This window comes from Halalkalibaculum sp. DA384, assembly GCF_043951955.1.
Classification (GTDB): Bacteria; Bacteroidota; Rhodothermia; order Balneolales; family Balneolaceae; genus JAMQKA01.
On record NZ_JBINJE010000023.1, the window covers coordinates 12,874 to 38,195 of the forward strand.

Sequence of the window (25,322 nt, forward strand, 5' to 3'; positions counted from 1 at the left end):
AGTCTAAAATAAGTGATAATATTCAACATTTCCCAATCCGCCCGACGGGTATCAGGCAGTTATGTAAAATGTACTATCCACCACCTGTTGATCAATCCTTTGCCACACTTCTTCTCCCGGTAAATATTCAAAAAACATTTACCTGATCTACAAGTAAGAACTCCCACTTCAATAGTTGTTACAAACATTTGAAAATACTTCACTTACATGATTGTTTCTTTATCGAAAGATCTAATCGCAGAGTAAAAAAATAACTCTTCCCGATTCCCGGCTGTCGTGGTAAGGAGTTCAATTTGCAGGTGCTGGCCACTATCTTGTGAGAACCTGATGTAATCGGGGGAGGGTATTTTTTGAGATATTCTCTTGGTCAACACTAGGTACACCTAGTCCAAGCCCCATTTAGCCAATTTAATCTCTGCTTTTCAGACCCGTTTAGTTTACCGATCAACCTGGCTGCTCCCGATGCCCATCAGTCGGAAAAGTTCAGCTTCAGCGGCCTTGGCTTCAAACCGGGCCTGGATAAGGCGGCTTTCCGCATCAATCAGGGTGCGCTGGGCTTCCCGAAGTTCGATAGAGTTGATCGTACCCAGCTTGAATCGTTCAAGGGCGATATCAACCGTTTGTTCGGCGTATGAAAGATTTTCCTCCTCCAGCTCAACCAGCCGAAGAGCGCTGAGATAGTTGTTGAATTCGGAATTAATGCCCGCCTTTATCCGCTGCTCCTGTTCCCGTATAGAGAGCCGGCGATTTTTGAGTGCTATCTCGGCGTTTTGCCTGCGACGCTCTAGATCGAACCCGTCAAACAAGGTAACGCGAGCCGTGAGCCCGTAGTTAAAGCCTTTATTCTGGCTGAGCTCCATAAAACCCGCAGCCGACTCATTCAGATTATACCCGTATCCCACGTTCAGATCAATTTCAGGAAACCGTTCTGCCCTAATCTCTTGAATCTCAAGCTCGGTAACCCGTTCATTCGTTTTAGCCAGCGCCAGCTCTATATTTCCGGACAACGCCCGGGTAATAATTTCGTCATATACCAGGTCGGTATTTACAGGGATCTCGGACTGTACGGAAAAGGTGCTTTCCACATTCCGACCCATAAGTTCGTTCAGCAGAATTTTGGCATCCTCCAGGGTAACTTCCTGCCGGATCACGGCGGCCCGATCGGCATTATAGTCGGCCCGCGCCTGCAACAGATCATATTCCGATCCTGACCCCAGATCCTTGCGCGTCTCGGCAATCTGGATACGCTGTTCCGACACCTCCAACGTGCTTTCAAGTACCTCTGCTATCTTTTGCTGCCGAACGATATTAAAATATGCCGTAATAATCTGGGCCACATTGTTTTCGATCGTCAATCGCGATTCTATCGCCCCCAGCTTCTTCAGCTCCCCCAGTTTTTCATACGTGGTGAACATACCCAGTCCGTCAAATATCGTCCAGTTCAGGGAGGCCGTGGCGTTGGTGGTTGTTGTCTCGGCTCCCTTCACGTCCCGGTCAGGAATACTGTTGCCGGAAAACTCAGATTTGCTGTCTTCGATCCTTTTGCTGCGCGAAGCCGCTGCCGTAAGCTCAGGGAAAAAGCCTGCGTTGCCGTACGACTGGTTATTATCGTCAATAGCTGCATTATTCCGGGCAATCTGGATCGAAAAATTATTATCGAGGGAAATGCGGATCGCCTGGTCAAGTGTGAGCAGCTCCTGGTTTTGGGCTGTTACATTTGTGGTTATAGCACCGATGAGAATCAGGGTCAGGATAGGACTTCGAAACATATACATACTTCGTGTTGAAGGTTACAGGTTGAAGGTTGAAGGTTTATCTTTCAACCTGTAACCCTCAACTTTCAACAGATTTGATAAATTTAGTTGATTTAATGAAATCAAACTTTCACCGGCTCATATTTACGCTCGGCTTCTTCAACCACTTCCTGGTCGATGATATCATCCGCGCTTTTTACCGGCGACAGGTACGTGTACATTGCGGGGATTACGTACAACGTCAGGACGCTGCCGAAAATAAGTCCGCCGATGACGGCAATACCCATCGAGGTGCGGCTTTCCGCTCCCGCTCCCAGGGCCAGGGCAATTGGCAAAATGCCGAGCACCGTTGAAAGACTGGTCATCAGGATGGGGCGAAACCGTACTGCCGCCGCATCCATAATGGCATCGTATATGCTTAGACCCTGGCGCTGCCGCTGGTTGGCAAACTCCACAATCAGGATGCCGTTTTTGGTAACCAGCCCGATCAGCATAATCATCCCGATCTGGCTGAAGATATTGAGCGTGTCATTGAAGTACCAGAGCGTAATCAGCGCGCCGGTCAGGGCCAGCGGTACGGTAAGCATGATCGTAAACGGGTCTCTAAAACTCTCGAACTGGGCCGACAGCACCAGGTAAATAAGGACGAGTGCGAGCGCAAAGATAAACCAAAGGCTGGAGGAGCTCTCCACGAAATCGCGGGAAGGTCCCGCAAGGCTGGTAGTGTAGGAGGCATCAAGCACGCGGTCAGCGATCGCATTCATTTCGTCAATGCCGTTGGCAATGGTATTGCCCGGGGTTAGTCCCGCAGAAATGGTGGCCGATGCGTAGCGATTGTAGCGGTACAACTGTGGCGGGCTGCTCCGCTCTGCCACCGATACCAGGTTGTCAACCTGGATCAGCCTGTCCTGGTTATTCCGGACATAGAGTGTTTTCAAATCTACAGGCTCATCCCGGTTGGCCCGCTCCACCTGCCCGATAACCTGGTACTGCTTGCCGTCCATCACAAAAAAATCGAATCGTTGCCCGCTCAGCGACAGCTGCAGGGTTTGGGCAATATCGCGTACGGATACTCCCAGTGTTTTGGCCCGGTTCCGATTGATCTGAACCTGCAGTTCCGGCTTGTTGAATTTCAGATCCACATCCTGTACGGTGAATACGTTGCTGTTGCGGACCTCTTCCTGAAAAACGGGTATCGCCTCCTTCAGCTTGTCAAGGTTTTGAGCCTGCAGCACAAACTGCACCGGCAGCCCGCCGCGGCTGTTTCCGATGGTCTGTTCCTGAGTGACAAAAGTCCGCGCCCCGGAAAGATTCCCGACCATGCGGGTCAAATCATTTGCGATCTCATCCTGCGAACGTTCCCGGGTATCCGGGTCGGTAAGAATTGCGAATGCAAATCCCGAGTTGACCGAGCTGGAAGCCCCAAAGCCGGGCGAAGTGACCGAGATAATGGATTTTGCTTCGGGCACGCTGTCCTGAACGAGCGTGATGAGCCGGTCCATGTAGTTATCCATATACTCAAAAGAAGCGCCCTCGGGTGCCTGGGCAAACATTCGAATGCGGCTGCGATCTTCCAGCGGGGCCACCTCTTGCTGCACCACGTTCAGCAGTCCCCAGATAAAGAGCCCGCAAATCCCAATTGTGGCTATGGAAATCCACCGGTGCCTCATAAATGATTCAAGCGTACTTTTATACGCTTTGTTCAAGCGCTTAAAATAGGGTTCTGTTTTGATATAGAACCAGCTGTGTTTTTGTCCCGCCCTCAACATTTTTGAAGAGAGCATCGGGGTCAGTGTCAACGCCACAAACGAGGAGATCACGACCGCACCTGCAATCACCACTCCAAACTCCCGGAACAGGCGACCGGTAACGCCGCCCAGGAACAGTATCGGCATAAACACAGAAACCAGCGCGAGCGAGGTGGCGATAACCGCAAAGAAAATTTCTCTTGACCCTACAATTCCTGCCTGGATGGGCGGCAGTCCCTGCTCCATTTTGGAATAGATATTTTCAAGCACCACGATCGCATCATCCACGACCAGGCCGATGGCCAGCACAATAGCCAGCAATGTCAGCACATTAATGGAAAAGCCGGCGATATACATCACAAAAAAGGAGCCGATCAAGGCGATCGGAATAACGATAATCGGGATGAATGTGGTACGCCAGTCGCGCAGGAACAGGAAAATAATTAGAATAACCAGCGCCAGCGCGATAAAGATCGTCTGTTGCACCTCATCTATCGACGCCCGCACGTACTCGGTCGTATCAAAGCCCACCGCTGTTTCGATATCGGCGGGCAGGTCCTGCTTGATGCTTTCCACCCGTCTATAGAATTCATCAGCGATCGCAATCTGGTTGGCTCCCGGCTGCGGCACCAGCACCACGCCTACCATCGGCACCCCATCCCGCTTCAGGATGGTTCGCTCGTTTTGTGGTCCCAGTTCCGCCCGGCCGATATCCCGAAAACGGATGGTGTTCCCGCCGGATTCCTTGATGACCAGGTTATTGAATTCCTCCACCTGGGTCATCCGGCCCATGGTACGAACCGTAAGCTCGGTCAGGTTCCCCTCTATACGCCCGGAGGGCAGTTCCACATTTTCGCGGAGCACGGCGTTTCTGACATCCAGCGGGGTAAGATCGTAGGCCGCCAGTTTCATCGGGTCCATCCAGAGGCGCATGGCGTACGTCTTGTCGCCCCAGATCATCACATTGCTCACCCCTGGGATGGTTTGAACGCGCTCCTTGAACGCGTTTTCCGCAATTTCGGTAAGCTGTAGCAGGTTGCGGGAATCGCTCTTTATGTTGTAAAAAAGGATCGGGCTGGCATCCGCATCGGCCTTGGTGACGACCGGGGGTTCCGCATCAGGCGGCAGGTTCCCCACGGCACGCGATACCCGGGCGCGCACGTCGTTGGCGGCGGTCTCGAGGTCCACATCCAGATCAAATTCCACCGTCACCGTGCTCCGTCCCTCCCGGCTTACCGAGGTCAGGGTCCGGATTCCGGCAATGCCGTTGATCTGCTCCTCGAGCGGCTCGGTGATCTGCGACTCAATAATTTCCGCATTAGCCCCGATATAGCTGGTACTGACCGTAATAATCGGGGGATCAACGGCAGGGTATTCGCGCACGCCCAGGAAGGTAAACGCAATGATTCCAAACAGAAGAATCACGATAGAGAATACCGTGGCCAGCACCGGCCGGCGAATGCTTAGTGATGAGAGACTCATAGCAATCCCGTTTACAATTTTTATTGGACCTGCTGAAGCTGGACCGGCATCCCGGGACGCACCTGCAGCAGGCCGGTCGTCAAAATGGTGTCCCCAAACTCGACACCTTCGATAATCTGCACGCTTGATTCCGTACGGAGCCCCGTCTGCACGCTTTGCTGTTCGACCTGCCCATCCCGATATATATACACCTTCTGTCCCTGAAGTTCCGGGACAAGCGCAATGGTGGGAATCATCTTTGCATCTGTGATCGTCTCAAGCGTGAGTTCCAGATCGGCAAAAGCGCCCGGCATCAGTTTACGTTGCTTATTTTCACTTCGCGCGCGTATTTGCAGCGTTCTGGTTTCGGACTCAATTTTGGGCTCGATGGCGTAAATTTCACCTGTGAATTCCTCATCCGTTCCCTGCACGGAAAAACGGATACGGTCACCTTCCTGTACTTTACCCGCATATCGCTCCGGTATAGAAAAATCTATCTTTATCGGGTCGATGCTCTGCAGCGATGCTATGCGCGTAGCAGGAGATATGTAGCTGCCGTCACTTACATATTTTAACCCGATCTGGCCATCAAAAGGGGCTCGTATTTCGGTTTTGTCGATCTGTGCCTGGATCAGGGCCACTTCGGAGCGCAGGACGTTCACCTCATTCAGCGTGGCGTCATAATCTTCCTGGCTGATCCCGCCCTTTTCAAGCAGCTTCTTTTGGCGGCTCTCCCGCTCGGCAGCCAGCTCCAGGCGATATTGGGCCCGTTTGAGCTGTGCCTGCAGCTCGCTGTCATTAATCTTAATCAGCAGATCGCCCTTTTTTACCGGGCGGCCCTCCTGCAGGTAAATGTCAGTAATCAGCCCTGAAACTTCACTCCGAAGCTCAATATCTTCGTTGGCAATAAGGGTGCCGGTGGTGTAAATGATATCATTAACGGTATCCGGCTTTACTTCGAACGCCTCCACTTTGAGGGGGGCATTATTTCCAGCAGTAGATGATGACGCATTCTCTTCACCCAGCAGAGGTTTAATCTTCGGATACATCAACAATCCAACCACCAGGAACACCGTTACCACCGCGATTATTTTACTTGCCAAACTGCTCATACTTCATATGATAACTGTTTGTAATTACAGGCATAATAATTAATATAAGAAGATGATTATTTAAGTTTTTGACAATTGTTGTAAAAGGCAGTGACACTTTTCAGCCAGATTGTCTCCTGAACCCGGTTATTTCCGGCCGACTTCCAACAAAATAAAAAGCCCGGAGTTCGATCTCCGGGCTGAAACTACTTAAGCATTCATTGCTTCAACTTACGCCAGCTGTGCTTCAAGCTGCTTTTTAAGCTGTGACTTCGGTACTGCTCCCACAATTTGATCTACCACTTCGCCATCTTTGAAAATCAGCAGCGAGGGTATGCTCCGGATACCGTACTTGGTCGAAATCTCGGGATTTTCATCAACATTAACCTTGCCGATTTTTGCTTTTCCTTCATATTCTCCGGCCATCTCGTCTACTACCGGACCGACCATTTTACAGGGACCACACCATTCGGCCCAAAAATCGACTAACACCGGTTTTTCAGATTCGAGAACATCTTCCTGGAAGGAATCGTCTGTAAACTTTACTGCTTTACTCATAACAAATTATCTTCTTCGATTGTAATTTTCGTTCATCTCACAACTGCAAACGCAAATATGCAAGATAAAATTCTTAAATGCTTATCATTTCTTACTATAGACGGTATTACAAAAACTTATCTTACCGATTAAGGTTGTAAGTTCAAAGTTGAAGGTTCAAGGTTACAGGTTGAACGACAAGGTTACAGGTTAACGGCCCACCAACCACTTACAAACAAACCTTCAACATTTAACTTGCAACCTTCAACCATCCCCCCTATGAAGCCCCGTTCGTCCTCTTAAGCGCCACGGCATCTTCCCCAATCAGTCCCTTGAGCTCACCCAGCAGTTCCTGGGTGGGATCAACAACAAATTTTCTGGAATGCATCACAAATGGGCGTTTGGCCTCCCGGCTCAACACGTTAAACTGGATATTGGTCTCCCCCTTGTGGCCGGCAAAGAGCTCAGCCATTTTTCGGAGCTCTTCTTCCGTGATCGAGGAAGTATCGATATCCAGCTGCAGTTCAATCTGGTCCTGGTACTTTTCGCGCATGCTTTCTATCCGTTCAAGTGAGCTTGCGATAATTTTCGTGGGTCCGTTTCGCGTGTCGATATGGCCATCTACGACCACCAGCGTATCAACCTGAATCATACCCAGGTGACTGTCATAGACATCGTTAAAGGTGATAACCTCCACCGTGCCGTACAGGTCCTCCATCTGGACAAAGGCAAACGGGCGGCCGCGCTTGTCGGTAACACGTTTTACCTCGGTAATAATTCCGGCCACCCGCACTTCGGTGCGATCGTTCAGTTGTTCCAGCTCATCCGGCGCCAGCGTATGGGAGCAGAAAATATCGATATCTTCTCTGAACTTGTTCAGCGGATGCCCGCTCAGGTAGAAACCGATCAGCTCCCGTTCCTTGTTCAGCCGTTCAATATTGGACCACGGTTCGACCTCTTGCAGGGCCGGTTCCTCAATGACCGTGGCCGAGCCGCCGCCATCTCCAAAAAGATCGGACTGGTTGGAGTCTTCCAGCTCCTGCATTCGGTGCGCATAGGTTACGATAATATCCAGGTTTTCGATCAACTGGCGGCGATTCTTGTTAAAGCTATCGAAGGCCCCCGCCTGTGCCAGGCTCTCCAGCTTGCGCTTGTTGCAGACCCGGAGATCCATCCGCTTGGTGAAATCGAAAATGGATTCGAACGCCCCGTTCTCTTTCCGCTCCTCCACCAGTTCCTCCACGGCGTTGGAGCCAACGCCCTTGATCGCCTCCATGCCGTACTGAATATGGCCGTCGCGGGCTACGAACTTGCCCTCCCCGGTATTCACATTGGGCGGATCGACCCGTATGCCCATCTTGTAACACTCCTCGATAAACTTGGAGACCTTGTCGATATCGCCCATATTGTGGCTGAGGACCGCGGCCATATACTCGGCCGGGTAGTTAGCCTTGAAGTAGGCGGTCTGGTAGGCCACAACCGAGTACGCTGCCGAGTGCGATTTATTGAAGCCGTAGTTGGCAAACTCGGCCATCATGTCAAAAATCTCTTTGGCCTTGCCCTTTTCCACCCCGTTTTCAATGGCCCGGTTTACAAAGATCTCCTCCTGCTCCTCCATCACCTTTTTCTTCTTCTTCCCCATGGCACGACGCAGCAGGTCGGCATCGCCCAGCGAATAGTTGGCCATCTTCTGGGCCGCTTTCATAATCTGCTCCTGGTAGATCATAATACCATAGGTCGGCTCCAGGATCTCCTTAAGATCGGGATGGGGATATTCCACCTCTTTGCGGCCGTGTTTGCGGTCGATATATTCCGGGATAAACTGCATTGGGCCCGGGCGGTAGAGCGCGTTCATGGCGATCAGGTCGTCCAGCGAAGTCGGTTTAAGCTGCTTGAGATACTTGCGCATGCCGTCCGACTCAAACTGGAAGGTGCCGATGGTCTGGCCCTTCTGGTAGAGTTCGAAGGTTTTTTCATCGTCAAAAGGGATCTCATCCAGGTCGTAGGTTTTCCCGTAATTTTCCTCTACGTACTTGATGGAAGTTTTGAGAATGGAGAGCGTTTTAAGTCCCAGGAAATCCATTTTCAGAAGGCCGCAATCCTCGGCCCAGGGACCATCGTACTGGGTGATCATCTCTTTTTCCTTGGAGAGCGCCACCGGCACGTACTCGCTGATCTCTCCCGGGGCTATAATCACGCCCGCCGCGTGGATGCCGGTCTGCCGCGCCGAGCCCTCCAGCGTGCGGGCATAGCGCATCATCTTGGCAATCTGGGGATCAGAATGTTCAAACAACTGCTGCAGGTCTTTGGCCGATTCCGGGTTGCGACTCGGGTCCAGCACCTTGTCGAACGTATCGAGGCCCGGTTTGTCGGGGAACATCTTGGAGATCTGGTTAACCTCCTGCAGTGGCACCCCCAGCACGCGGCCTACATCCCGAATCGCCGTCTTGGCCTTCATGGTGCCATAGGTTACAATCTGCGCCACATTTTCGCGCCCGTACTCCTCCACTACATAGTCGATCACTTCCTGTCGCCCGGAATCGTCAAAATCGATATCGATATCCGGGGGACTCACCCGCTCCGGGTTGAGAAACCGCTCGAACAGCAGGTCATACTTCAGCGGATCGATGTTGATGATGCCCAGGCAGTAAGCCACAACCGAGCCCGCTGCCGATCCCCGGCCCGGTCCGACGAATACCCCCCGGTTGCGTGCCTCGGAGGTAAAATCCTGTACAATTAGAAAATAGCCGGTAAAGCCCATGTTTTTAATGATCCCCAGCTCCTGGTCGATCCGCTCGCTCACATCCTGGGTAATCTCACCGTATCGCTTTTTTGCCCCACTGTAGGTGAGCTCCCGCAGGTAGGCGTCCATCGAATCGTACTCATCCGGGATACTGTAGTGAGGCAGCAGCAGTTCAGAACTGAGATCGATATTGTCCACCTTTTCGACGATCTCGTTGGTATTGTCGATCGCCTCCGGCACGTCGTTGAACAGCTCCCGCATCTCATCCGGCGTCTTCATGTAAAATTCCGGATTCAGGTTGTTGTGATCGTCAGTAAACCGGAACCGGTTGGGATCGTCGATGTCGGCATTGGTCTGCAGGGCCAGCAGCACGTCGTGGGCCTCGGAGTCCTCTTTTTCGATGTAATGGGAATCGTTGGTGGCGATCATTTTCACCTTGTACTCCCGGGCCCATTTTTTCAGCACTTCGTTGCAGCGGTTCTGATCTTCCAGCCCGTGGCGCTGCAGTTCCACGTAGTAATCATCCCCAAACAGGTTCAGATACCACTCAAAAATGCGCTTGGCCTCCGCCTCACTTTTATTGATGATCGTCTGGTTGATTTCACTGGCGATACAGCAGGTGGTGGCGATCAGTCCCTCGGCGTGTTCGGCCAGGGTTTCCTTGTCGATACGCGGCTTGTAGTAGAGGCCGTCAACATAGCCGAGTGAGCATAGTTTCATCAGGTTTTTATAGCCGGCCATATTTTTGGCCAGCAATACCTGGTGGTAGCGCGTGCGGTCTTTGCGGTCGTCCATGCCTGAAGGCGTCACATAAAACTCACACCCGATGATCGGCTTTACACCCTGCTTTTGAGCCTCATTTACAAACTCCGGCACCCCGAACATGTTGCCGTGGTCGGTGATCGCCGCGGCCGGCATACCGGTGTTTTTAGCCTTCTTGATCATGTTGGAGATACTGGCCGCCCCATCCAGCATGCTGAATTGCGTGTGCGAATGAAGGTGTGAAAAGTCGGGCATAATCGTCTGTTTTTGGAGGATGCGTTACGTTGTTACCCCAGCCAATTTACCAGAGGATGAGGAAAGATTAAAGGATTCAATTTTTAAAATTTGGATGCCCATTGATCGAATTAAGATCACATTCTAAATTCACTCCTTCCCGATGACCTGCACAAAAATGCGGCGGTCGCGCCTGCGGTTGTCATGGTTAAAAATGACGATCTGCTGCCAGGTGCCCAGTACCAGCCCGCCGTTGTGCAGCGGCACGGTGATGCCCGGTCCCATCATGGTGGCGCGCATGTGCGAAAAACCGTTGTCATCGCCCCAGGTCTCTCCGTGGCGGGTCGTCTGGTCGCGGGACGCAAACTCCTCTAGTTTGTCCTTCATATCCTGTACCAGGGCCGGCTCAAACTCGATAGTGGAGATGGAGGCCGTGGAGCCGATCGGGAATATGTGGACGAGCCCCTCCCCAAATTTTGAATGGTCAGATACCGAGGCCACCTTCTCCGTTATATTTGTAATTTCCGAAAATCCTTCCGAATTGATGGTGATTTCCTCGCTGTAAATATCCATTATTTCTACTGCTCTTTTTGCTTGTTTTTAATTCGCTTCGTTTCCAGTACTTCGTTTATAAAATTATCAATCGCCCGTATGTAGGCGCTCCCGGTCTCCAGGAACCCGTTTCCGTGGTCGCCCTGCATTGTAAAAAACGTTTTGGGCTCGTTGGCAAGCTCAAACAGGCGGCGGCCGTGAGAGTAGGGAATGAGGTCATCTTCCCTGCTGTGGGCAACCAGTATTGGTACCTGAATATTCCTGATATACCGTTTATTGGGGAAGTCATATTTCACCATCATGCGGGTGGGAAATATCGGGTACAAATCGGCGGCCAGGTCGGGAGCCGAGGTAAATGTGGATTCCAGGATAACGGCGACCGGCGTAACCCGGTTGGCCAGCCAGCCCGTGATAGCTCCGCCCAGTGAGCGCCCCATCAGGATAATTTCATCTGCCGGTATATCCCGTTCTTCCGTCAGGTACCGCCAGGCGGCCATCGCATCTTTATAGGCTCCTGTTTCCGAGGGCGCTCCCTCGCTTTGTCCATATCCCCGGTAGTCATAAATAAACACATTCAGCCCGATTCGATTAAGCAGCTCTATGGTTTCCAGCCGACCGGAAATGTTGCCTGCATTTCCATGTTGAAAAAGGACCGTTCCCCGCGGATTTTCATGCGGAACGTACCACCCGTGGAGCCTCACACCGTCTTCGCTCTCAAAGGTAACATCTTCATATTTCAGTCCCATAAATTCGGGCGTATAGGGAAGGTCGGAAACAGGATGAAAAATCAGGTGCGACTGGAAAAGGTAGAGCAGCAGAAAAATCAGCAGATATCCTGCTGCGAGGGCTGCCAATGTCCAAAAAAGTGTGGTTAACATCTTCATGCCTCGTCATTGTTTCTCAGGGCAAAATATTCTACGGGAATATGCTGCGCTCCCTCCGGTCGCAGCTTGCTCTGATACAGTATAAATTTATCCACAGGTATGCCCTCGATTTGAATCTTTTTGTTCCTGTTAAAAAAGGAATGCACCTCTTTCCTTGACACGCCGCCAACCCTCCCAATCGTGACATGGGGAATAAATGTTCGGTCCTCCGGCTCAACTCCTGCCGTTCGACAAGCCTGTTCCACCATTTCCTGTAGATTCAGAAGGGTCCTGTTTTCCTGTATACCCGCCCAAATAATTTTCGGATGTTTACGCGGCGGAAAATATCCGAGCTCGTTAATCGACATTTCAAACGCCGGAACCCGGATCTCGTAAAGGTTCTCTATCAACTGTTCCCGTTCAGCTGCATCCTCCATATCCCCGACAAACCGCAGGGTCAGATGCATCGTCTCTGGCGTGGTCCACCGAATATCCAGGCCGTGGTCCTGCAATTCCGAAAGCCGCCCGGCGACCCAATCCGGTAAATCGATGGCAATAAACAGACGCATAATTACGGGGTGTGGAGTTTAGTTTTAATCACTTTTTAACGGTCACCAACCAACAAGGCCGGTTATGCCCCATCCCTTTAGAGAGGTTCGGGCCGGTCAATATGTGACCCGGAAGTTGCTGAATTCCCGGCTGGGCGTTTCCCATTCTACCTCTACATTGGAGACACTGCTGGCACGCGGACCCTCTTTTACCCGTTCAACCATCTTTTTAACCGGGGGCTCCTCTCCCTCAAACACCGCCTCCACCCGCCCGTCCGGCAGGTTTTTCACCCAGCCGTTGACTCCAAGCTGACGGGCATTGGTTTTGGTAAAATGGCGAAATCCGACCCCTTGAACGCGGCCTTCGATAAAAATATGTGCTCGCTTCATCAGAATGTTCGGTTTTTTGATTACTGATTCATTCCATCCATTCCACTCAAATGTATACCATTCAAAATGGATTCCAAAAGATCCCCAAAAGTTAGTATACTTCTTTGCAGAAACACCTCGGAAATATGATTTTCGTTTCATGACATTAACTCAACTCTCGTACATTGTTGCCGTAGACCGGTACCGCCACTTTGCCACCGCTGCTGAGAAAACCTACGTCACCCAGCCCACGCTGAGCATGCAGATTCACAAGCTGGAAGAGGAGCTGGGGGTCACCATTTTTGATCGATCCAAGTCGCCGGTTGTCCCGACCGAGATCGGGGAGCGCATCATCGAGCAGGCCAAAGAGATGCTCAAGCAGTCCAAGCGCATTGAAGACCTGGCCTTAATCAACGACGAGGAACTAAAAGGGGAATTTCGAATCGGCATTATTCCCACGGTCGCCCCCTATTTGCTTCCCCTTTTCCTGAGGAGCTTTACGGAAAAATACCCAAAAGTGAAGCTCATTTTTGAAGAGATGGTCACTAACGAACTGCTCGAGCTGCTGGAGCAGGATCAGCTGGATGTGGCTATTATAGCTACGCCTGTCGAGCAGAGTTTTGTGCATGAAGTGGATCTTTACTACGAGCCGTTCGTGGGTTACGTTTCAGGAGACCACCCCCTTTCGAAGGAGGAACACCTGACTATTGACGATCTTGAAGCGAGCAACCTGTGGCTGCTGAACGAGGGGCACTGCTTCCGCGACCAGACGATGAAGCTGTGCAAAAAACATCGCCGCGAGGCATCGAAAGATCTCAATATCGAGTTTGAAAGCGGCAACCTGGAAACCCTGAAGCAGCTGGTGGAGCAGGATTTCGGCATGACGCTGCTGCCCTACCTGGCGATCAACCAGATCAACCAGCAGTGTGCCACAGCCCACCTGCGCTATTTTAAGGACCCGGTGCCCCGCCGCAAAGTCCGCCTGGCCTACAGCCGGGAATTCCTCAAAAACAATATTATCGAAGCATTTGCTGATGAAATAAGATCCTGCGTTCCCGAAGAACTCAGGAAAGCGGAAGAGGGCGTTGTTGTTGAATAGGCAGACGTGAGAAGTGAGACGTGAAACGTGAGATGGCAGACGTGAGACGTTGTTTTCTACTCTCAGATATTTGTAAAAGAATAATTAACTTTTTTTACCTTTCTGGTAAGAACGTCTCACATCTCACTCCTGCCGTCTCACGTCTGACTTTTCACTTCACGCTTTTATCCCTACCTTTGGTGTTTATTTTTGACAACAGAATGCTCAATAAATTTAACAAGTGGAACACAGCTTAACCCTCTGGATCGTATTCAACGCATTTATTGTAGCGATGTTGATTGTAGACCTCGTGGTATTCCACGGCAAAGAGCACGAGGAAAGCATCAAGGAAGCGCTGATATGGACCGGAGTTTGGATTGTCCAGGCCCTGTTGTTTGGCATTGGTGTATATTACTATATGGGTGGTAGCACCGCGCTGGACTATTACACCGGCTACCTGATCGAAAAATCGCTGAGTGTCGACAATATTTTTGTATTCCTGCTGGTATTCACCTACTTCAAGGTACCCGCCAAGTACCAGCATAAAGTGCTTTTCTGGGGTATTTTCGGTGCACTGGTCATGCGGCTCCTGTTTATCTTTACCGGTGTGGCGCTGCTGGAACGGTTCCACTGGATTATCTACGTATTCGGGGGATTTCTCGTCTTTACCGGTATCAAGCTGGCGCTGGAAAAGGACAAGGAGGTTCACCCCGAGAAAAACCCGGTACTGAAGCTGGTGCGGCGATTTATTCCGATCACCAAAAGCTACCACGGTTCCAACTTTTTCATTAAAAAGATGGGACGGCGCATCGCCACGCCGATGTTTGTGGTCCTTATCGTTATTGAAACGACTGATGTGGTTTTTGCCCTCGACTCCATCCCCGCGATCCTGGCCATTACCACCGACGAGTTTATTATCTACAGCTCCAACGCTTTTGCCATCCTCGGGCTGAGGGCTCTTTATTTTGCCCTGGCCGGCGTCATGAAACTATTTCACTACCTGCACTACGGCCTCTCCATGATCCTTGTTTTTGTGGGGATCAAAATGCTGATTGCGGACTTCTACCACATCCCTACTCCCTGGGCCTTGGGTTTCGTCGCACTTACGCTGATCGCTTCCGTCATCGCTTCCCTGCTGTTTCCCAAAGAAGATGAGGATTCCCTTCCCGTTGAAGAAATACCCGCCGAAGAATGATCCCGGAAGATTTCTCCATAAAATGGTTCACACTTTATTACAGCGTGTTTGGAATGTTGATGCTGGTCTGCGGCGGGTGGCTGGCCGTTACACCTTCCAAATTTAAACATCACCTGGTTCAACGAGCAGAGAAAAAAGATACGCCGCCTCTCCTCCGATCCATCCTGAAATACTGGCTGCTGTTTACCCTGCCCTGCCTGGTACTTTCGTTTGTCCCGTTTTCGCTTACCGAACTTCTGTTCTCGGTTTGGAGTTTGTTGATGGTGTACCTGGCGGGAGCACAACTGGTGCGCTGGCCACAACTCCGCATGGTCATTAAGGAAAACCCATCCACGGTATCGACAGCTGTTCGCTGGCTGGGTGTCGGTATGGTGTCAGCAGCCGTTGTTATTCTACTTCTCAGCTACATTAAGATTTTAGCACTTGACACGTAGTAACGAGTAACAGGTAATGAGTAATTGCAGCCTTACTTGTCACTCATTACTTGTTACGTCTAACGTCTAACGTCTAAGAGACTGTTGAATAAATGGGGGACTTCCAAAAGAATCTATGCAAATAGCGAAAGCCGGATATCACGGAATTTTGTTGCCGGAGCTGAACATCGGGTTTGATTTCAGCACGCCGGAGGTGGATCATATCTTTATATCGCATGCCCATTCCGACCACATGCCGCGAAACCGGAAGGAGTCGGTGTACTGCACCCCGAACACCTACAAGCTGATGAAAAAACGCGGCTACTCCGGTGAGGCAACCACGCTGGATTTTGGGGAATCTGTTGAGACCAATAGTGCCCGTATCACATTTTACCCTGCGGGACACATCCTGGGCTCGGCCATGACGTATGTGGAAAGTGATCTGGGCAATGTACTTTATACGGGGGATTACCGCACGCCGCCCTCTCCCGCCACTGAGGGATTTGAGCTGCCTGAGAACGTGGATTATTTCATCACGGAAGCTACTTTCAGCCTCCCGGTGTATCGGTGGAGTTCGGTGGAGGAACTGACCGGGCAGGTTCGAAATTTTGCACGCACAACCCTGGATGAGGGCTACACACCGGTATTCCTGGCGTACAACCTCGGCAAGGCGCAGGAGGTCATGCATATGCTGGCGCCGCTGGATCATACCGTGCAGATTCACGGTGCGGGATACAAACTCTGTTCGGTGTATGAGGAGGCGGGGATCGACCTGGGACGGTATGAAAGCTACGATCGTGAGACCTGTGAAGGTAACATCCTGATTACCACCACCTCGGCCCTGAATAACGGCTTTGCCTCAAATGTAAGTAAAAAGAGAATTGCCTATTGCTCGGGATGGGCTGCGCGGGAGGCCACGCGTACCCAGCTCACGGTCGATGAGCTGATTCCGCTCTCCGATCACCTTGACTTCTTTGAGCTGATCAACCTCTGCAAGACCCTGGATCCCAAACAGGTTTTAATCACCCACACCCCCAACGCCAGCGTGGTGCGGCACTACCTTGATAAATACGATATAGACTCCCGATTTCTCGACCTGGAAGCTGAAACGGATGATTAAGTTAACCTGAGTTCTACATAGTGATCTCAACCAGAATGCCTGTTTGCCTTGAAATGGCAAGAAAACAGTCCCTCCTTGAGGAGGGTGGGCTAATCGCGTGGGGTTCGCGATTAGGTCGGGAGGTGCAGGTCCAACATAGAATAACACCCCTCCCGCCTTCGGCGGGGCTCCCCTCAAGGGGAGATTAAAGGCCTGCCCCAAGAAATTAAGAAACAATGTTAAAGCTGGAAGCTATATAACTCAAGTTAAGTTAAAACCCGAAGTAAAGCGTTTAAGAACAAAGGTACGTCATCTGATTGGAGCTAAGCGGAATCGAAGGATGACAGAGCGTTGATTTGAATTCTCGACCACTTGTATTTCAAGCTGTATAATCCAGACTTTAAAAATGAGTAACTCTTTCCAACAACTGGCAGAAACCGCACAGCGTATTGCGGAGACACGCAGTACCAACTCCAAGATTGCGATCTGTGCGGATTATTTCCGATCTATTGAACAGGATGAGGATCTGAACCTGGCAGCCCAATTCCTGGGAGAAGGAGCCTTTTCGTCAATCTCCGGCAGGCGGGCTTCGGTGGGCAGCCGCACCTATTCCACCTGTGCGGCTGAGTTTTGCGATATAGACTACGAAAAAGTATTCAAGCCCTGCCGCACGGCGCTGGGCAGCTCATCCGAGGCGATCGAAAAACTGATGCAGAACATCGATCTGGCGCGGGAGAAGCGGGACCCCCAACAGCTGACATTGCTGCAGATCCAGGAAAGCTACGAGGAGTTGTACCGGGTTTCTTCCCGCCAGGACAAACAGGATATTCTGCGCGGAATGTGGAAACAGATGACGCCGGTGGAGATCAAGTACTACATCCGAATCATGAGCCAGGGTTCGCTGCGGATCGGGTTTGAATCTCGCAGCGTGACCTCTGCCATCGCCGAAGCGTTTGACAAAACGTTGGAAGCAGTCCGGTACGCCCACATGATCACCGGCAGTATCGGTCGCACGGCGACGCTAAGCAAAAATAACAGCCTGGATGAGGCCAACTTCAAGCTGTTTCACCCGCTCTCGTTCATGCTGGCCTCCCCGATCGAAAGCCGCGCCGTGGAGAGCCTGGAAGGCTACATCGCCGAAGAAAAATTCGACGGCATGCGCGCGCAGGCCCATGTAAGCGGACAAAAAGTGGAACTCTACTCCCGCGACCTCAACGATGTCACGCACTCCTTCCCGGAAATCGTCCAGTTTTTTGCCAGGCGCGGTCTGCCGGATATCGTACTGGACGGTGAAATATGTGTGTTCAAAAATGATGAAATACTGCCCTTCCAGCTCCTGCAAAAGCGGATGGGACGAAAAAAACCGGGTAAAAAAATAATGGAGAAGTATCCGGTACTATTCATCGCCTATGACCTGCTATACCTGGAGGACCGGCCAATTTTTGACTTCTCGCTGATGGAACGGCGGGCCTGCCTCCGGGAACTGGCCGAATCCCAAAACCTGCCGATCACCAACCAGTTTGAAGTAGATAACCACGAACATGTGGATGAGCTGTTTGAACGGGCGCTGGCCCACGGCAACGAAGGACTCATGCTCAAAAAGAAAGACAGCACCTACGAGTACGGGCAGCGGCGCAAATCGTGGCTCAAGGTTAAAAAACCGGGCGGTACGCTCGATACGGTGCTGATGTACGCCCACGCCGGAAGCGGCAAGCGCGGCGGATACTACTCCGATTTTACGCTGGGCATCAGCGTGAAGGAGGATGAGCGATACGAGGAGGAGTTCATCCCGATCGGCAAGGCGTACGGCGGGTATACGGATGAGGAGATGAAGCGGCTGAACGAACGGATCAAAGATTTGACGGTGGAAAAGTACGGTCCCACGCTCGGCCTGATTCCTGAAATTGTGGTGGAGCTGGAGTTTGACGATATCCAGGTAAATAAACGCACCAAGGCTAATTACACGCTGCGGCTGCCGCGCTTCAAGGCGATCCGGTGGGATATGAGCCCGAAAGATGCGGATACGCTCAAAGATGTGGAGCGGCTGTATCAGCAAAAAATTGAACGGGACCGGCTGAAGCAGTCGGAAAACCCATCGTTCTATTACAGTGGAGATTGAATCCGTATGGCGTACTGCGTATTGCGTATTTCGAATTTTAGTCTCTGGCTCATCTACTCTTCGACCCTATACGTCTTTTCTTCCCGGATCGAGCCCCGTGACTAGGTTACTACGGCCGGTCCGGCGGATCCGAAAACGGGGTGACTCAACCTGTGCCGAAGGATCACTCTGGTTGCCCGCCTCGTCGACGGCTGTCAGCCGGTAGTAATAGGTGGTGCCGTTTTGCAGGTCCTCATCCTTAAATGAAGTTTGCGTTAGCGGTGACCCGTTGACTGGATCGAGGCCCGAAACATCCGAAAAATTACTTTCTGAACGGTACAGGTTGTAGCCGTCCAGGTCATCCTCGGAGTTGGGACTCCAGGTCAGCTCCACCACCTGACCCCCGGAAGTTCCCTCCACACTTCCGGGAGCCGACGGCGGCGTGGTGTCTTCGGTCTGGTCCGGCGGATCGTCCACCCCGTCATTATTGCCATCACCGCCCGAATCTGACGGGCTGCCGCCGCAACCGGCCAGCAGCCCCAATATTAGTATTGCAGTTAACAGTGCTTGAATCTTCATAATAGCTCCTGTTCCATTTTAAAATTTCTCACCTGTTAATATCTCACAACTCATGACTCAAGACCCACGACTCAAGCCTGACTACTTAATAAGCATCATTTTTTGGTAAATCGGCGCGTCCCGATCTCGAAGACCGCAAAATATAGCCCACTCGAATGACGGCTCGCGTCAAAATCCACTGAATGTACTCCAGCCTCCCGCACTTCGTTGACGAGGGTTGCCAACCCGGCGTCCCATCACATCATAGACTCTCAGCCGAACTTTCGCCTGCTCCGGCAGGGCGAACTGCAACGTCGTCGTCGGATTAAAAGGGTTCGGGTAATTCGGTTGTATATCCACCGTTTGGGGCAGGTATTCCGACTTTTGCCGCTCAAGGTACTGCTCGTCACCCACCAGCAACACCATGTCAGTGACTGCCGATTCAGGCGTCAACGTAATTTCGATTTCAGTTGCATCCAGGCTGCATTGCCTTCCCGTGGCAGGATTGACCAAGGCTACGTCTGCATTGGGAATTTCTTTATTTTCACGCAACCGGACGACTACCGGTTCACCATCCACCGCGTTTAGTACCAGGGAAAACTGTTGCCCCACCGGATCATGCCTGTGATACTTCCGTGCAAGCGCGTCGTTCCGGCTTGAGTCCTCGTCGAGGGCACTGCGCACAAATCGCAGGGATCCTTGTTCAAAAGTACCTGGCGGTGCGACTACATCCGCCTTTTCTCGTGCGTGATCAATAAATGTAATGCCACTTTTCGAGACCACCTCCCCCCTCTATCTCCAGCTCTAGAGTAATATGGAGTTCCGGTTCCGATACTGATTTCTGCTTTTCGGTCGCGATTTGGTAGGGAATGACAAGAGTTTCCAGCTGCTGATCATTCAAAAAATAAAAGGCCCGGCCACTTTTGGCAGACGCAAATGCAGCAGACTCGCTAAAGCTGCCTTCAAAGCCCCATATCGGTTGCAAGTCTACCCCGTTTGCCTGTTCAACAGCACTCCATGACACATCAATATCGAGCGGATTGGAGATGATATTCCAGCCGGGATGCAGCGGTATAGTTGCCTCACGGTTTTCTGTAAGTGTTACCGAAGGCACCGTTACTGTTTGCAGATGAAGCCGTCTTGAGCGACTCATTCCATATTATATCCTGGCATTGATAACCCCGTCCCCTAAATAAGCAGCTGAAATCGTCATCCTGTCGCGGCAGCGCGCAATAGAGCGGGTATAGTGGCATTACCACCGATACAGATCACAACACCTTCCTGAAACCGTCACTATCCATGTTCGCTATCGGTTTTCAAGGTCCATCGTTGCAAAAACTTCTTCCCGCTGTAGTTGATATTACAAGGTTATAAAAAGCGCTCAAGTAACAGGGAATAGGAATACATATCTCTATTGATTGTATCGAACATAACCGGTTCGACACCCGCAGTATATATGAGACATGCAAGACCGTCAATAATCAGAAGTGAGTATTTTTACGTAGACGTTACTTTTGAACGACCATCGCATCTTCACCATAAAATTCTTTCCAAAACCCTGATTTTTTTAAATATTTGGATAATTATTCGTCGGCACTGCAGGTAATTTACCCTGCGATATAAAACCAGCGTTGGCGTTGTAAAAACTACAGGCTATCGGACTGATCTCATGGAACGAACCATCTGCATTTGCGATGATCACCCGATTGTGGCGGAAGGCATCGGGCATATTTTATCTGGAAAATACGGGCGGCTGAAACTCCAGACTGCCAAGACTGGGAAAAAGTGCCTGCAGTATCTGCAGCACCACCTGCCCGACCTGTTGATACTGGACCTCAATCTCCCTGATGTCAACGGTCTTGACCTGATGAAGAAAATACGAATCCGGCACCCCGAATTGCCGATACTAGTACTTACGATGCATAAAGATGCATTCATTCTGGATCAGATTGAGACACTGGGGGGCAACGGCTACATGCTGAAGGATTTCGGGCGCAATGAACTGCTGCAGGCGCTAAAATCTATTGAACACGACACCTTTTATGTGAGTCCCGGTATCCGCCAGTCGCTGCAAACCGACGGCTTCAGCGGTACGCTTCAACTCACACCCCGGGAAAAGGAGATTATTGCATACACCGCCAGTGGAAAGTCGGCCCGGGAAGTCGCCGAGCTCCTCCATATCAGTAAACACACGGTGGATACACACCGTCGCAACATCTACAAAAAGCTCGATATCGACGGCGTTAAACAATTAATACATTTTGCTCACACGCATGGGTTGGTCTAACCGGTCGATATGGGGAAGCCTGGTAATATGGCTCATGGCCGCGGGGAGTATGCCGGCCCAGCAGCTACCCTCGCTCCCGCTTGCCGGGGCGGCCTCCGGTCAGCAGATCACCGATTCGGCGGCCATCTTTCATACCGAACAAAACCTGTCTCCCGGTCAAGCCTGGGAAAAGATCCAACAATCCGGCACTACCCATTTTAACGATTTCGGCTTTACCGATCACCGGTATTGGGTGGGATTGCAACTTGAGAACCTGTCCGCTTACCAGCAGTGGATTTTGGAGGTTGAAAATCCCCATATCGATTATATCACACTGTATATCCGGTCGCCGGGAACCGGAGAATGGATCAAAATCGAGCAATCCGGAGACCGGGTGCCGCACCACGTTCGATCGCTATCTCACTACAACCCTGCACTACCGATAGATTTTACCGGTCGGTCGCAGCTCGACCTGCTGGTGATGCTCTACAAGCAGCACTCGTCCCTCAACTTTAACCTGCGGTTGTGGGAACAGGCCGATTTCAGCCGCCAGCAGCAGGTTCAATATACCGTGTACGGGGGCTATTTCGGAATTTTACTGCTGGTTATAATAGCGACCGGTTGTATCTTTGCCTTTTCTCGCAAGCAGGTGTACCTGTGGTATCTGCTCTATATTTTAACCATCGGCTTGTACATCCTGGCCGACACCGGCCTGGCCCACCAGTTTATCTACCCCGGATCCGCTACCATCCCGAACTACGCTCGCATGGTGCTGACCTACGGCTTCCTGTTTACCTTTATTCCGTTTACCCAGCATTACTTTTCCACCGGTCGTACGCTGCCTTCGTACCACAGGGGATTCAATATACTTCTGGGCCTTGCCCTTCTGCACTTTGTGGTGTTCACCACCTGGTTTCTGCTGGGTAATGTTGACGGTATCCTGGCCCTTAGTACCAAAAACCTGATCATTCTATTGTGCCTGCTGTTTTTGCTGTACCACGGGGTTATTCAGCTTGGGGTTAACCGTATTCCTGCGCGCTTCTACCTGGCGGCTTTTTCAGCCATGCTTCTGAGTGCAGTCTATAAAGCAATTGCTCAATTTGGGATGGTTCCCCGGGTGGTATATCCCTTAACGCCGCTTCAAATCGGCTTTTTTTCCGAAATTATTATTCTTTCGGTAGGGATGGGCTGGCAGGTCCGCCAACTGGATCGCGAGCAGGCGGAGTTCCGTTCGCGCATCAACAAGCTGCAGAACGAGAAGCTGCAGGCATTTGTGGATGGGGTTGATAAAGAGCGCCACCGCATTGCCAGAGATCTGCACGATACAGTAGGGTCGCGCCTCACTCATCTCAAACACCTGGTTGAGCGCGGCTCCAGCAATGGTCTGGCCGGGCGGATACAGCAAATTATTACAGAAGTACGATCTATTTCGCACCAATTATCACCTCCCGGGCTGCAGCTTACCACACTGGAACAGAATATGCAGCAATTGGTTCGGGAATCGGACGCAAACAGCTCCATTCAGTACCACCTGCAGATACTGGACCTGCCGGAAAAACTATCGACCGAGGTTTCCACGAATGTATACCGGTTGGTTCAGGAGGGCATCAACAACATAGAAAAGCACAGCCAGGCAGATCAGGCAGACATTCAACTGATTAATCACGGGGATAAACTCGTGTTAACCATCGAAGATGACGGGGTGGGATTACCGGCCGGTTATCATGCCGATCAGGGGATCGGTCTGCGGAACCTCCATTACCGCGTGGAACAGCTGAATGGCACGGTCGAAATCTCCTCCGCCCCGAAAAGGGGCACTCATATTTTAGTGGTCCTGCCCATAGCCCATCAGCCTTAAGAATTGTTTTAGCCTAAACTGAAAATTCACTCTTTCCCACCCTTTAAAAGTTCTTTGTCAAGGGCATAGTTCTTTTTAAGGAAGTTAGCCTGCATTTCGCACCAAGAAATTGGTTTGTCTGCAAGGAGAAGAGGAATTAGCCCCACAGACATAGCTTCCTGCGTTGAATCGGTAATTTTTTCTCCAAACGGCTGAGTAAATAGAAATTTTCTCTCCCTGAGATATCCCAATTTAGAAATGACAACAAAAATTGCAAGTGAGCCGCACTTCGGTTAGACTTCACCATCCGGAGTTACATTGGATAACCTGCATCAACTTGTAATCTTTACCCTTTTGTTATGAGCAGCTGGACGCTTCCCTCAACACCCCCGCACGACTGGTTTCTCTGCCTGGACATTGAACAGTATTTTGATCACGAACATGATCCCGAAACAGTTTTTGAGGACGGCTTCACCCGCCCCATCCCCGCGGGCGACCGCGACATCATCGTCACCGCTTTTTTTAATGGGGATGTAGAGAATCCCGAGTTTCACTGTCAAAGCCCGGAATCGCTGAGCAAGCAGGAGATCGAGCTGGCCAACAAAAGCCTGGCCCGCATTTTTGGCACCAGGCTGGATCTGCGTCCCCTGTATGACCGAATTGAAGACGACCCCGTACTGAGTCCCAAGCTCACCGACCTGTACGGGTTAAAACGCATGGCCCGCGCCAATCTTTTTGAGGATGCGGTAAACCGAATCATTGAGATGCGCCTCTCCCACAAACCTACCGCCAAGCGGATGGTGCACGATGTCCGCGAAAAATACGGCACCACGCTGGTCCACAACGGCAAGAACATTCCCGCCTGGCCGCGGCCCCACCAGCTGGTGAAAGCCGACCCGATGAGCATCCGCAAGCTGGGACCCACCAAGCGGAAAGGGGAGTTTATCATCGGCATGGCGGAGGATATCCTTTCCGGAGAGATCGATTTGGATTACCTGGAAGAATGTGATCCGCGGCAGTTTTACGAGACCATTAAAGAGGTGCGCGGCATCGGTCCCACCTCGGCCCAGCAGCTGATGCTGTTCCGCAACCGCACAGATGCGGCCTTCCCCAGCAACAAAAAATCGGGCGAAGAAAAAGGCCTCCGCAAATGGATTATCCTGAGCTATGGCGGAGATCCGGATTCGGTTACGGAAGAGGAGTTTCAGCAGATGATCGCCCACTGGCAGGGATACGAGGCGGCCGCCCTTGAATTTATGTTCGCAGACTGGGTGCTCTCAGAAAAGGAAAAGCAACAAAAATCATAATAAGGTCAGAACACTCTTTTGACTGAATGCAGGAGTCGGGGCCCGGGGTTCACGAATGTTCTACGACCGGGGCCTGCTGATCCTCTGTTAACACGCCACCGGGCAGTTCCAGGATATCGATCTTCCTGAAATGGATCTCTGACCCTTCCGACTCCGGACAGATGTACCCCTTCTTACGCTTCGTGGATCGTATTCCGTTGACAAACTTTCCATTTACAGCCAGTTTAATCGCGCCGTCAATGCATACGACCAGGTACCTGTTCCATTCTCCCGCCTCGCGGACCCGCTCCTCCAGTGCATAACTTCGGCCGGGAACTGCTTCCGAGGGATTGTCAGGAATGGCCCCCTCGAGTCCCATGACCGGAAACAGGTGACCGTGGGCATACTCCGAAGGCCTCTCGTGGATGACCGGCCACTGGGGATCCAGCATCTGTATCTCCATGCCCCTGGGGAAGGGATTATCTTCAAACGGCGTGCCGTCAGCCCAGACAAAAAAGCCGGAATTCCCGCCGGGTTCCATATGGCGCCATTCGATGTCCAGGATAAAATTCTCGTACTGTCTCTCTGTACGTATCACGCCGATCGGCTCTCCCGTACATTTTAGCAATCCATCTTCCACCCACCAGGTTTCTTCAGAGGTATTAACATCCACAAAACCGCTCAAATCGGTGCCGTTGAACAGCGGCCGGAATCCCAAATCAGAATCTCTCTCCCCCTGTGGCTGAAATTGCCGTATTCCCTTGCCCGCCGTGGTTGCAGCGAACGCTCCCAGCAACATCTGCCCGGTAAATTCCCTTCTGTTCATATCA

The 25,322-nt window shown here is 51.4% G+C and carries 21 protein-coding genes; 8 read left to right on the plus strand and 13 right to left on the minus strand.

What is annotated here, in order from left to right:
- Positions 1 to 437: 437 nt before the first annotated feature.
- The 9 genes from ACG2E4_RS12995 to ACG2E4_RS13035 all read right to left on the minus strand — a co-directional run bounded on the left by ACG2E4_RS12995 (position 438) and on the right by ACG2E4_RS13035 (position 12,683).
- Positions 438 to 1,769: a TolC family protein gene (locus ACG2E4_RS12995; RefSeq protein ID WP_395276821.1), complete on the minus strand. Its 1,332-nt coding sequence runs from the start codon at positions 1,767 to 1,769 to the stop codon at positions 438 to 440.
- Positions 1,770 to 1,876: 107 nt separating this feature from the next.
- Positions 1,877 to 4,984, minus strand: a complete 3,108-nt coding sequence (locus ACG2E4_RS13000; RefSeq protein WP_395261647.1) for an efflux RND transporter permease subunit — start codon at positions 4,982 to 4,984, stop codon at positions 1,877 to 1,879.
- 20 nt (positions 4,985 to 5,004) lie between these two features.
- Entirely contained in the window at positions 5,005 to 6,075 is a 1,071-nt protein-coding gene (locus tag ACG2E4_RS13005; protein WP_395261646.1) for an efflux RND transporter periplasmic adaptor subunit, read from the minus strand.
- A gap of 210 nt (positions 6,076 to 6,285) precedes the next feature.
- Entirely contained in the window at positions 6,286 to 6,612 is a 327-nt protein-coding gene (gene trxA / locus ACG2E4_RS13010; protein ID WP_395261645.1) for a thioredoxin TrxA, read from the minus strand.
- Between the two features lie 256 nt (positions 6,613 to 6,868).
- Positions 6,869 to 10,351: a DNA polymerase III subunit alpha gene (gene dnaE / locus ACG2E4_RS13015; protein ID WP_395276822.1), complete on the minus strand. Its 3,483-nt coding sequence runs from the start codon at positions 10,349 to 10,351 to the stop codon at positions 6,869 to 6,871.
- Between the two features lie 129 nt (positions 10,352 to 10,480).
- Positions 10,481 to 10,903, minus strand: a complete 423-nt coding sequence (locus tag ACG2E4_RS13020) for a secondary thiamine-phosphate synthase enzyme YjbQ (protein WP_395276823.1) — start codon at positions 10,901 to 10,903, stop codon at positions 10,481 to 10,483.
- Positions 10,904 to 10,908: 5 nt separating this feature from the next.
- Positions 10,909 to 11,760 (minus strand): alpha/beta hydrolase, encoded by an 852-nt coding sequence (locus ACG2E4_RS13025; protein WP_395276824.1) that lies wholly within the window; start codon positions 11,758 to 11,760, stop codon positions 10,909 to 10,911.
- Positions 11,761 to 11,762: 2 nt separating this feature from the next.
- Complete coding sequence (gene thpR, locus ACG2E4_RS13030) at positions 11,763 to 12,314, minus strand: RNA 2',3'-cyclic phosphodiesterase (RefSeq protein ID WP_395276825.1); 552 nt, start codon at positions 12,312 to 12,314, stop codon at positions 11,763 to 11,765.
- A gap of 96 nt (positions 12,315 to 12,410) precedes the next feature.
- Positions 12,411 to 12,683 (minus strand): acylphosphatase, encoded by a 273-nt coding sequence (locus ACG2E4_RS13035; RefSeq protein WP_395276826.1) that lies wholly within the window; start codon positions 12,681 to 12,683, stop codon positions 12,411 to 12,413.
- A 139-nt stretch (positions 12,684 to 12,822) separates the two neighbouring features.
- On the opposite strand from ACG2E4_RS13035, the gene ACG2E4_RS13040 reads away from it, so the two are divergent.
- The 5 genes from ACG2E4_RS13040 to ACG2E4_RS13060 all read left to right on the plus strand — a co-directional run bounded on the left by ACG2E4_RS13040 (position 12,823) and on the right by ACG2E4_RS13060 (position 18,566).
- Entirely contained in the window at positions 12,823 to 13,761 is a 939-nt protein-coding gene (locus ACG2E4_RS13040; RefSeq protein ID WP_395261639.1) for a hydrogen peroxide-inducible genes activator, read from the plus strand.
- A gap of 220 nt (positions 13,762 to 13,981) precedes the next feature.
- Entirely contained in the window at positions 13,982 to 14,935 is a 954-nt protein-coding gene (locus tag ACG2E4_RS13045; protein WP_395276827.1) for a TerC family protein, read from the plus strand.
- On the plus strand, positions 14,932 to 15,369 hold the full coding sequence (locus ACG2E4_RS13050; protein ID WP_395276828.1) for a hypothetical protein: 438 nt from the start codon (positions 14,932 to 14,934) through the stop codon (positions 15,367 to 15,369). Before ACG2E4_RS13045 ends, ACG2E4_RS13050 begins: the two co-directional genes overlap by 4 nt.
- A gap of 115 nt (positions 15,370 to 15,484) precedes the next feature.
- Positions 15,485 to 16,468 (plus strand): MBL fold metallo-hydrolase, encoded by a 984-nt coding sequence (locus tag ACG2E4_RS13055; RefSeq protein ID WP_395276829.1) that lies wholly within the window; start codon positions 15,485 to 15,487, stop codon positions 16,466 to 16,468.
- A 385-nt stretch (positions 16,469 to 16,853) separates the two neighbouring features.
- Complete coding sequence (locus ACG2E4_RS13060; RefSeq protein ID WP_395276830.1) at positions 16,854 to 18,566, plus strand: ATP-dependent DNA ligase; 1,713 nt, start codon at positions 16,854 to 16,856, stop codon at positions 18,564 to 18,566.
- Positions 18,567 to 18,632: 66 nt separating this feature from the next.
- On the opposite strand, the gene ACG2E4_RS13065 is transcribed toward ACG2E4_RS13060, so the two are convergent.
- The 3 genes from ACG2E4_RS13065 to ACG2E4_RS13075 form a co-directional block, all read right to left on the minus strand.
- On the minus strand, positions 18,633 to 19,124 hold the full coding sequence (locus ACG2E4_RS13065; protein WP_395261634.1) for a fibronectin type III domain-containing protein: 492 nt from the start codon (positions 19,122 to 19,124) through the stop codon (positions 18,633 to 18,635).
- Positions 19,125 to 19,292: 168 nt separating this feature from the next.
- Positions 19,293 to 19,886, minus strand: coding sequence for a hypothetical protein (locus ACG2E4_RS13070; RefSeq protein ID WP_395276831.1), 594 nt, complete (start codon positions 19,884 to 19,886; stop codon positions 19,293 to 19,295).
- Entirely contained in the window at positions 19,855 to 20,256 is a 402-nt protein-coding gene (locus ACG2E4_RS13075; RefSeq protein ID WP_395276832.1) for a hypothetical protein, read from the minus strand. Before ACG2E4_RS13075 ends, ACG2E4_RS13070 begins: the two co-directional genes overlap by 32 nt.
- A gap of 516 nt (positions 20,257 to 20,772) precedes the next feature.
- Here ACG2E4_RS13075 and ACG2E4_RS13080 point away from each other — a divergent pair.
- From ACG2E4_RS13080 to ACG2E4_RS13090, 3 genes are all read left to right on the plus strand, one after another.
- Positions 20,773 to 21,390, plus strand: coding sequence for a response regulator (locus ACG2E4_RS13080; RefSeq protein WP_395276833.1), 618 nt, complete (start codon positions 20,773 to 20,775; stop codon positions 21,388 to 21,390).
- Positions 21,365 to 23,227 carry a 7TM diverse intracellular signaling domain-containing protein gene (locus ACG2E4_RS13085; protein ID WP_395276834.1) on the plus strand — a complete coding sequence of 621 codons (1,863 nt, stop codon included), beginning with the start codon at positions 21,365 to 21,367 and terminating at the stop codon, positions 23,225 to 23,227. The genes ACG2E4_RS13080 and ACG2E4_RS13085 overlap by 26 nt, the downstream gene beginning before the upstream one ends.
- A 338-nt stretch (positions 23,228 to 23,565) precedes the next feature.
- Positions 23,566 to 24,513 carry a DNA-3-methyladenine glycosylase family protein gene (locus ACG2E4_RS13090; RefSeq protein WP_395276835.1) on the plus strand — a complete coding sequence of 316 codons (948 nt, stop codon included), beginning with the start codon at positions 23,566 to 23,568 and terminating at the stop codon, positions 24,511 to 24,513.
- Positions 24,514 to 24,562: 49 nt separating this feature from the next.
- On the opposite strand, the gene ACG2E4_RS13095 is transcribed toward ACG2E4_RS13090, so the two are convergent.
- The gene (locus ACG2E4_RS13095; RefSeq protein ID WP_395261629.1) at positions 24,563 to 25,318 is read right to left on the minus strand and encodes a DUF1080 domain-containing protein; all 756 of its coding nucleotides are present in this window, start codon (positions 25,316 to 25,318) and stop codon (positions 24,563 to 24,565) included.
- Positions 25,319 to 25,322: the final 4 nt, after the last annotated feature.

Coding starts and splice junctions, on each gene's coding strand:
- ACG2E4_RS12995 (WP_395276821.1), bottom strand. CDS start 1,769: ATGTTTCGAAGTCCTATCCTGACCCTGATTCTCATCGGTGCTATAACC.
- ACG2E4_RS13000 (WP_395261647.1), bottom strand. CDS start 4,984: ATGAGTCTCTCATCACTAAGCATTCGCCGGCCGGTGCTGGCCACGGTA.
- ACG2E4_RS13005 (WP_395261646.1), bottom strand. CDS start 6,075: ATGAGCAGTTTGGCAAGTAAAATAATCGCGGTGGTAACGGTGTTCCTG.
- trxA (WP_395261645.1), bottom strand. CDS start 6,612: ATGAGTAAAGCAGTAAAGTTTACAGACGATTCCTTCCAGGAAGATGTT.
- dnaE (WP_395276822.1), bottom strand. CDS start 10,351: ATGCCCGACTTTTCACACCTTCATTCGCACACGCAATTCAGCATGCTG.
- ACG2E4_RS13020 (WP_395276823.1), bottom strand. CDS start 10,903: ATGGATATTTACAGCGAGGAAATCACCATCAATTCGGAAGGATTTTCG.
- ACG2E4_RS13025 (WP_395276824.1), bottom strand. CDS start 11,760: ATGTTAACCACACTTTTTTGGACATTGGCAGCCCTCGCAGCAGGATAT.
- thpR (WP_395276825.1), bottom strand. CDS start 12,314: ATGCGTCTGTTTATTGCCATCGATTTACCGGATTGGGTCGCCGGGCGG.
- ACG2E4_RS13035 (WP_395276826.1), bottom strand. CDS start 12,683: ATGAAGCGAGCACATATTTTTATCGAAGGCCGCGTTCAAGGGGTCGGA.
- ACG2E4_RS13040 (WP_395261639.1), top strand. CDS start 12,823: ATGACATTAACTCAACTCTCGTACATTGTTGCCGTAGACCGGTACCGC.
- ACG2E4_RS13050 (WP_395276828.1), top strand. CDS start 14,932: ATGATCCCGGAAGATTTCTCCATAAAATGGTTCACACTTTATTACAGC.
- ACG2E4_RS13055 (WP_395276829.1), top strand. CDS start 15,485: ATGCAAATAGCGAAAGCCGGATATCACGGAATTTTGTTGCCGGAGCTG.
- ACG2E4_RS13060 (WP_395276830.1), top strand. CDS start 16,854: ATGAGTAACTCTTTCCAACAACTGGCAGAAACCGCACAGCGTATTGCG.
- ACG2E4_RS13065 (WP_395261634.1), bottom strand. CDS start 19,124: ATGAAGATTCAAGCACTGTTAACTGCAATACTAATATTGGGGCTGCTG.
- ACG2E4_RS13075 (WP_395276832.1), bottom strand. CDS start 20,256: ATGAGTCGCTCAAGACGGCTTCATCTGCAAACAGTAACGGTGCCTTCG.
- ACG2E4_RS13080 (WP_395276833.1), top strand. CDS start 20,773: ATGGAACGAACCATCTGCATTTGCGATGATCACCCGATTGTGGCGGAA.
- ACG2E4_RS13090 (WP_395276835.1), top strand. CDS start 23,566: ATGAGCAGCTGGACGCTTCCCTCAACACCCCCGCACGACTGGTTTCTC.
- ACG2E4_RS13095 (WP_395261629.1), bottom strand. CDS start 25,318: ATGAACAGAAGGGAATTTACCGGGCAGATGTTGCTGGGAGCGTTCGCT.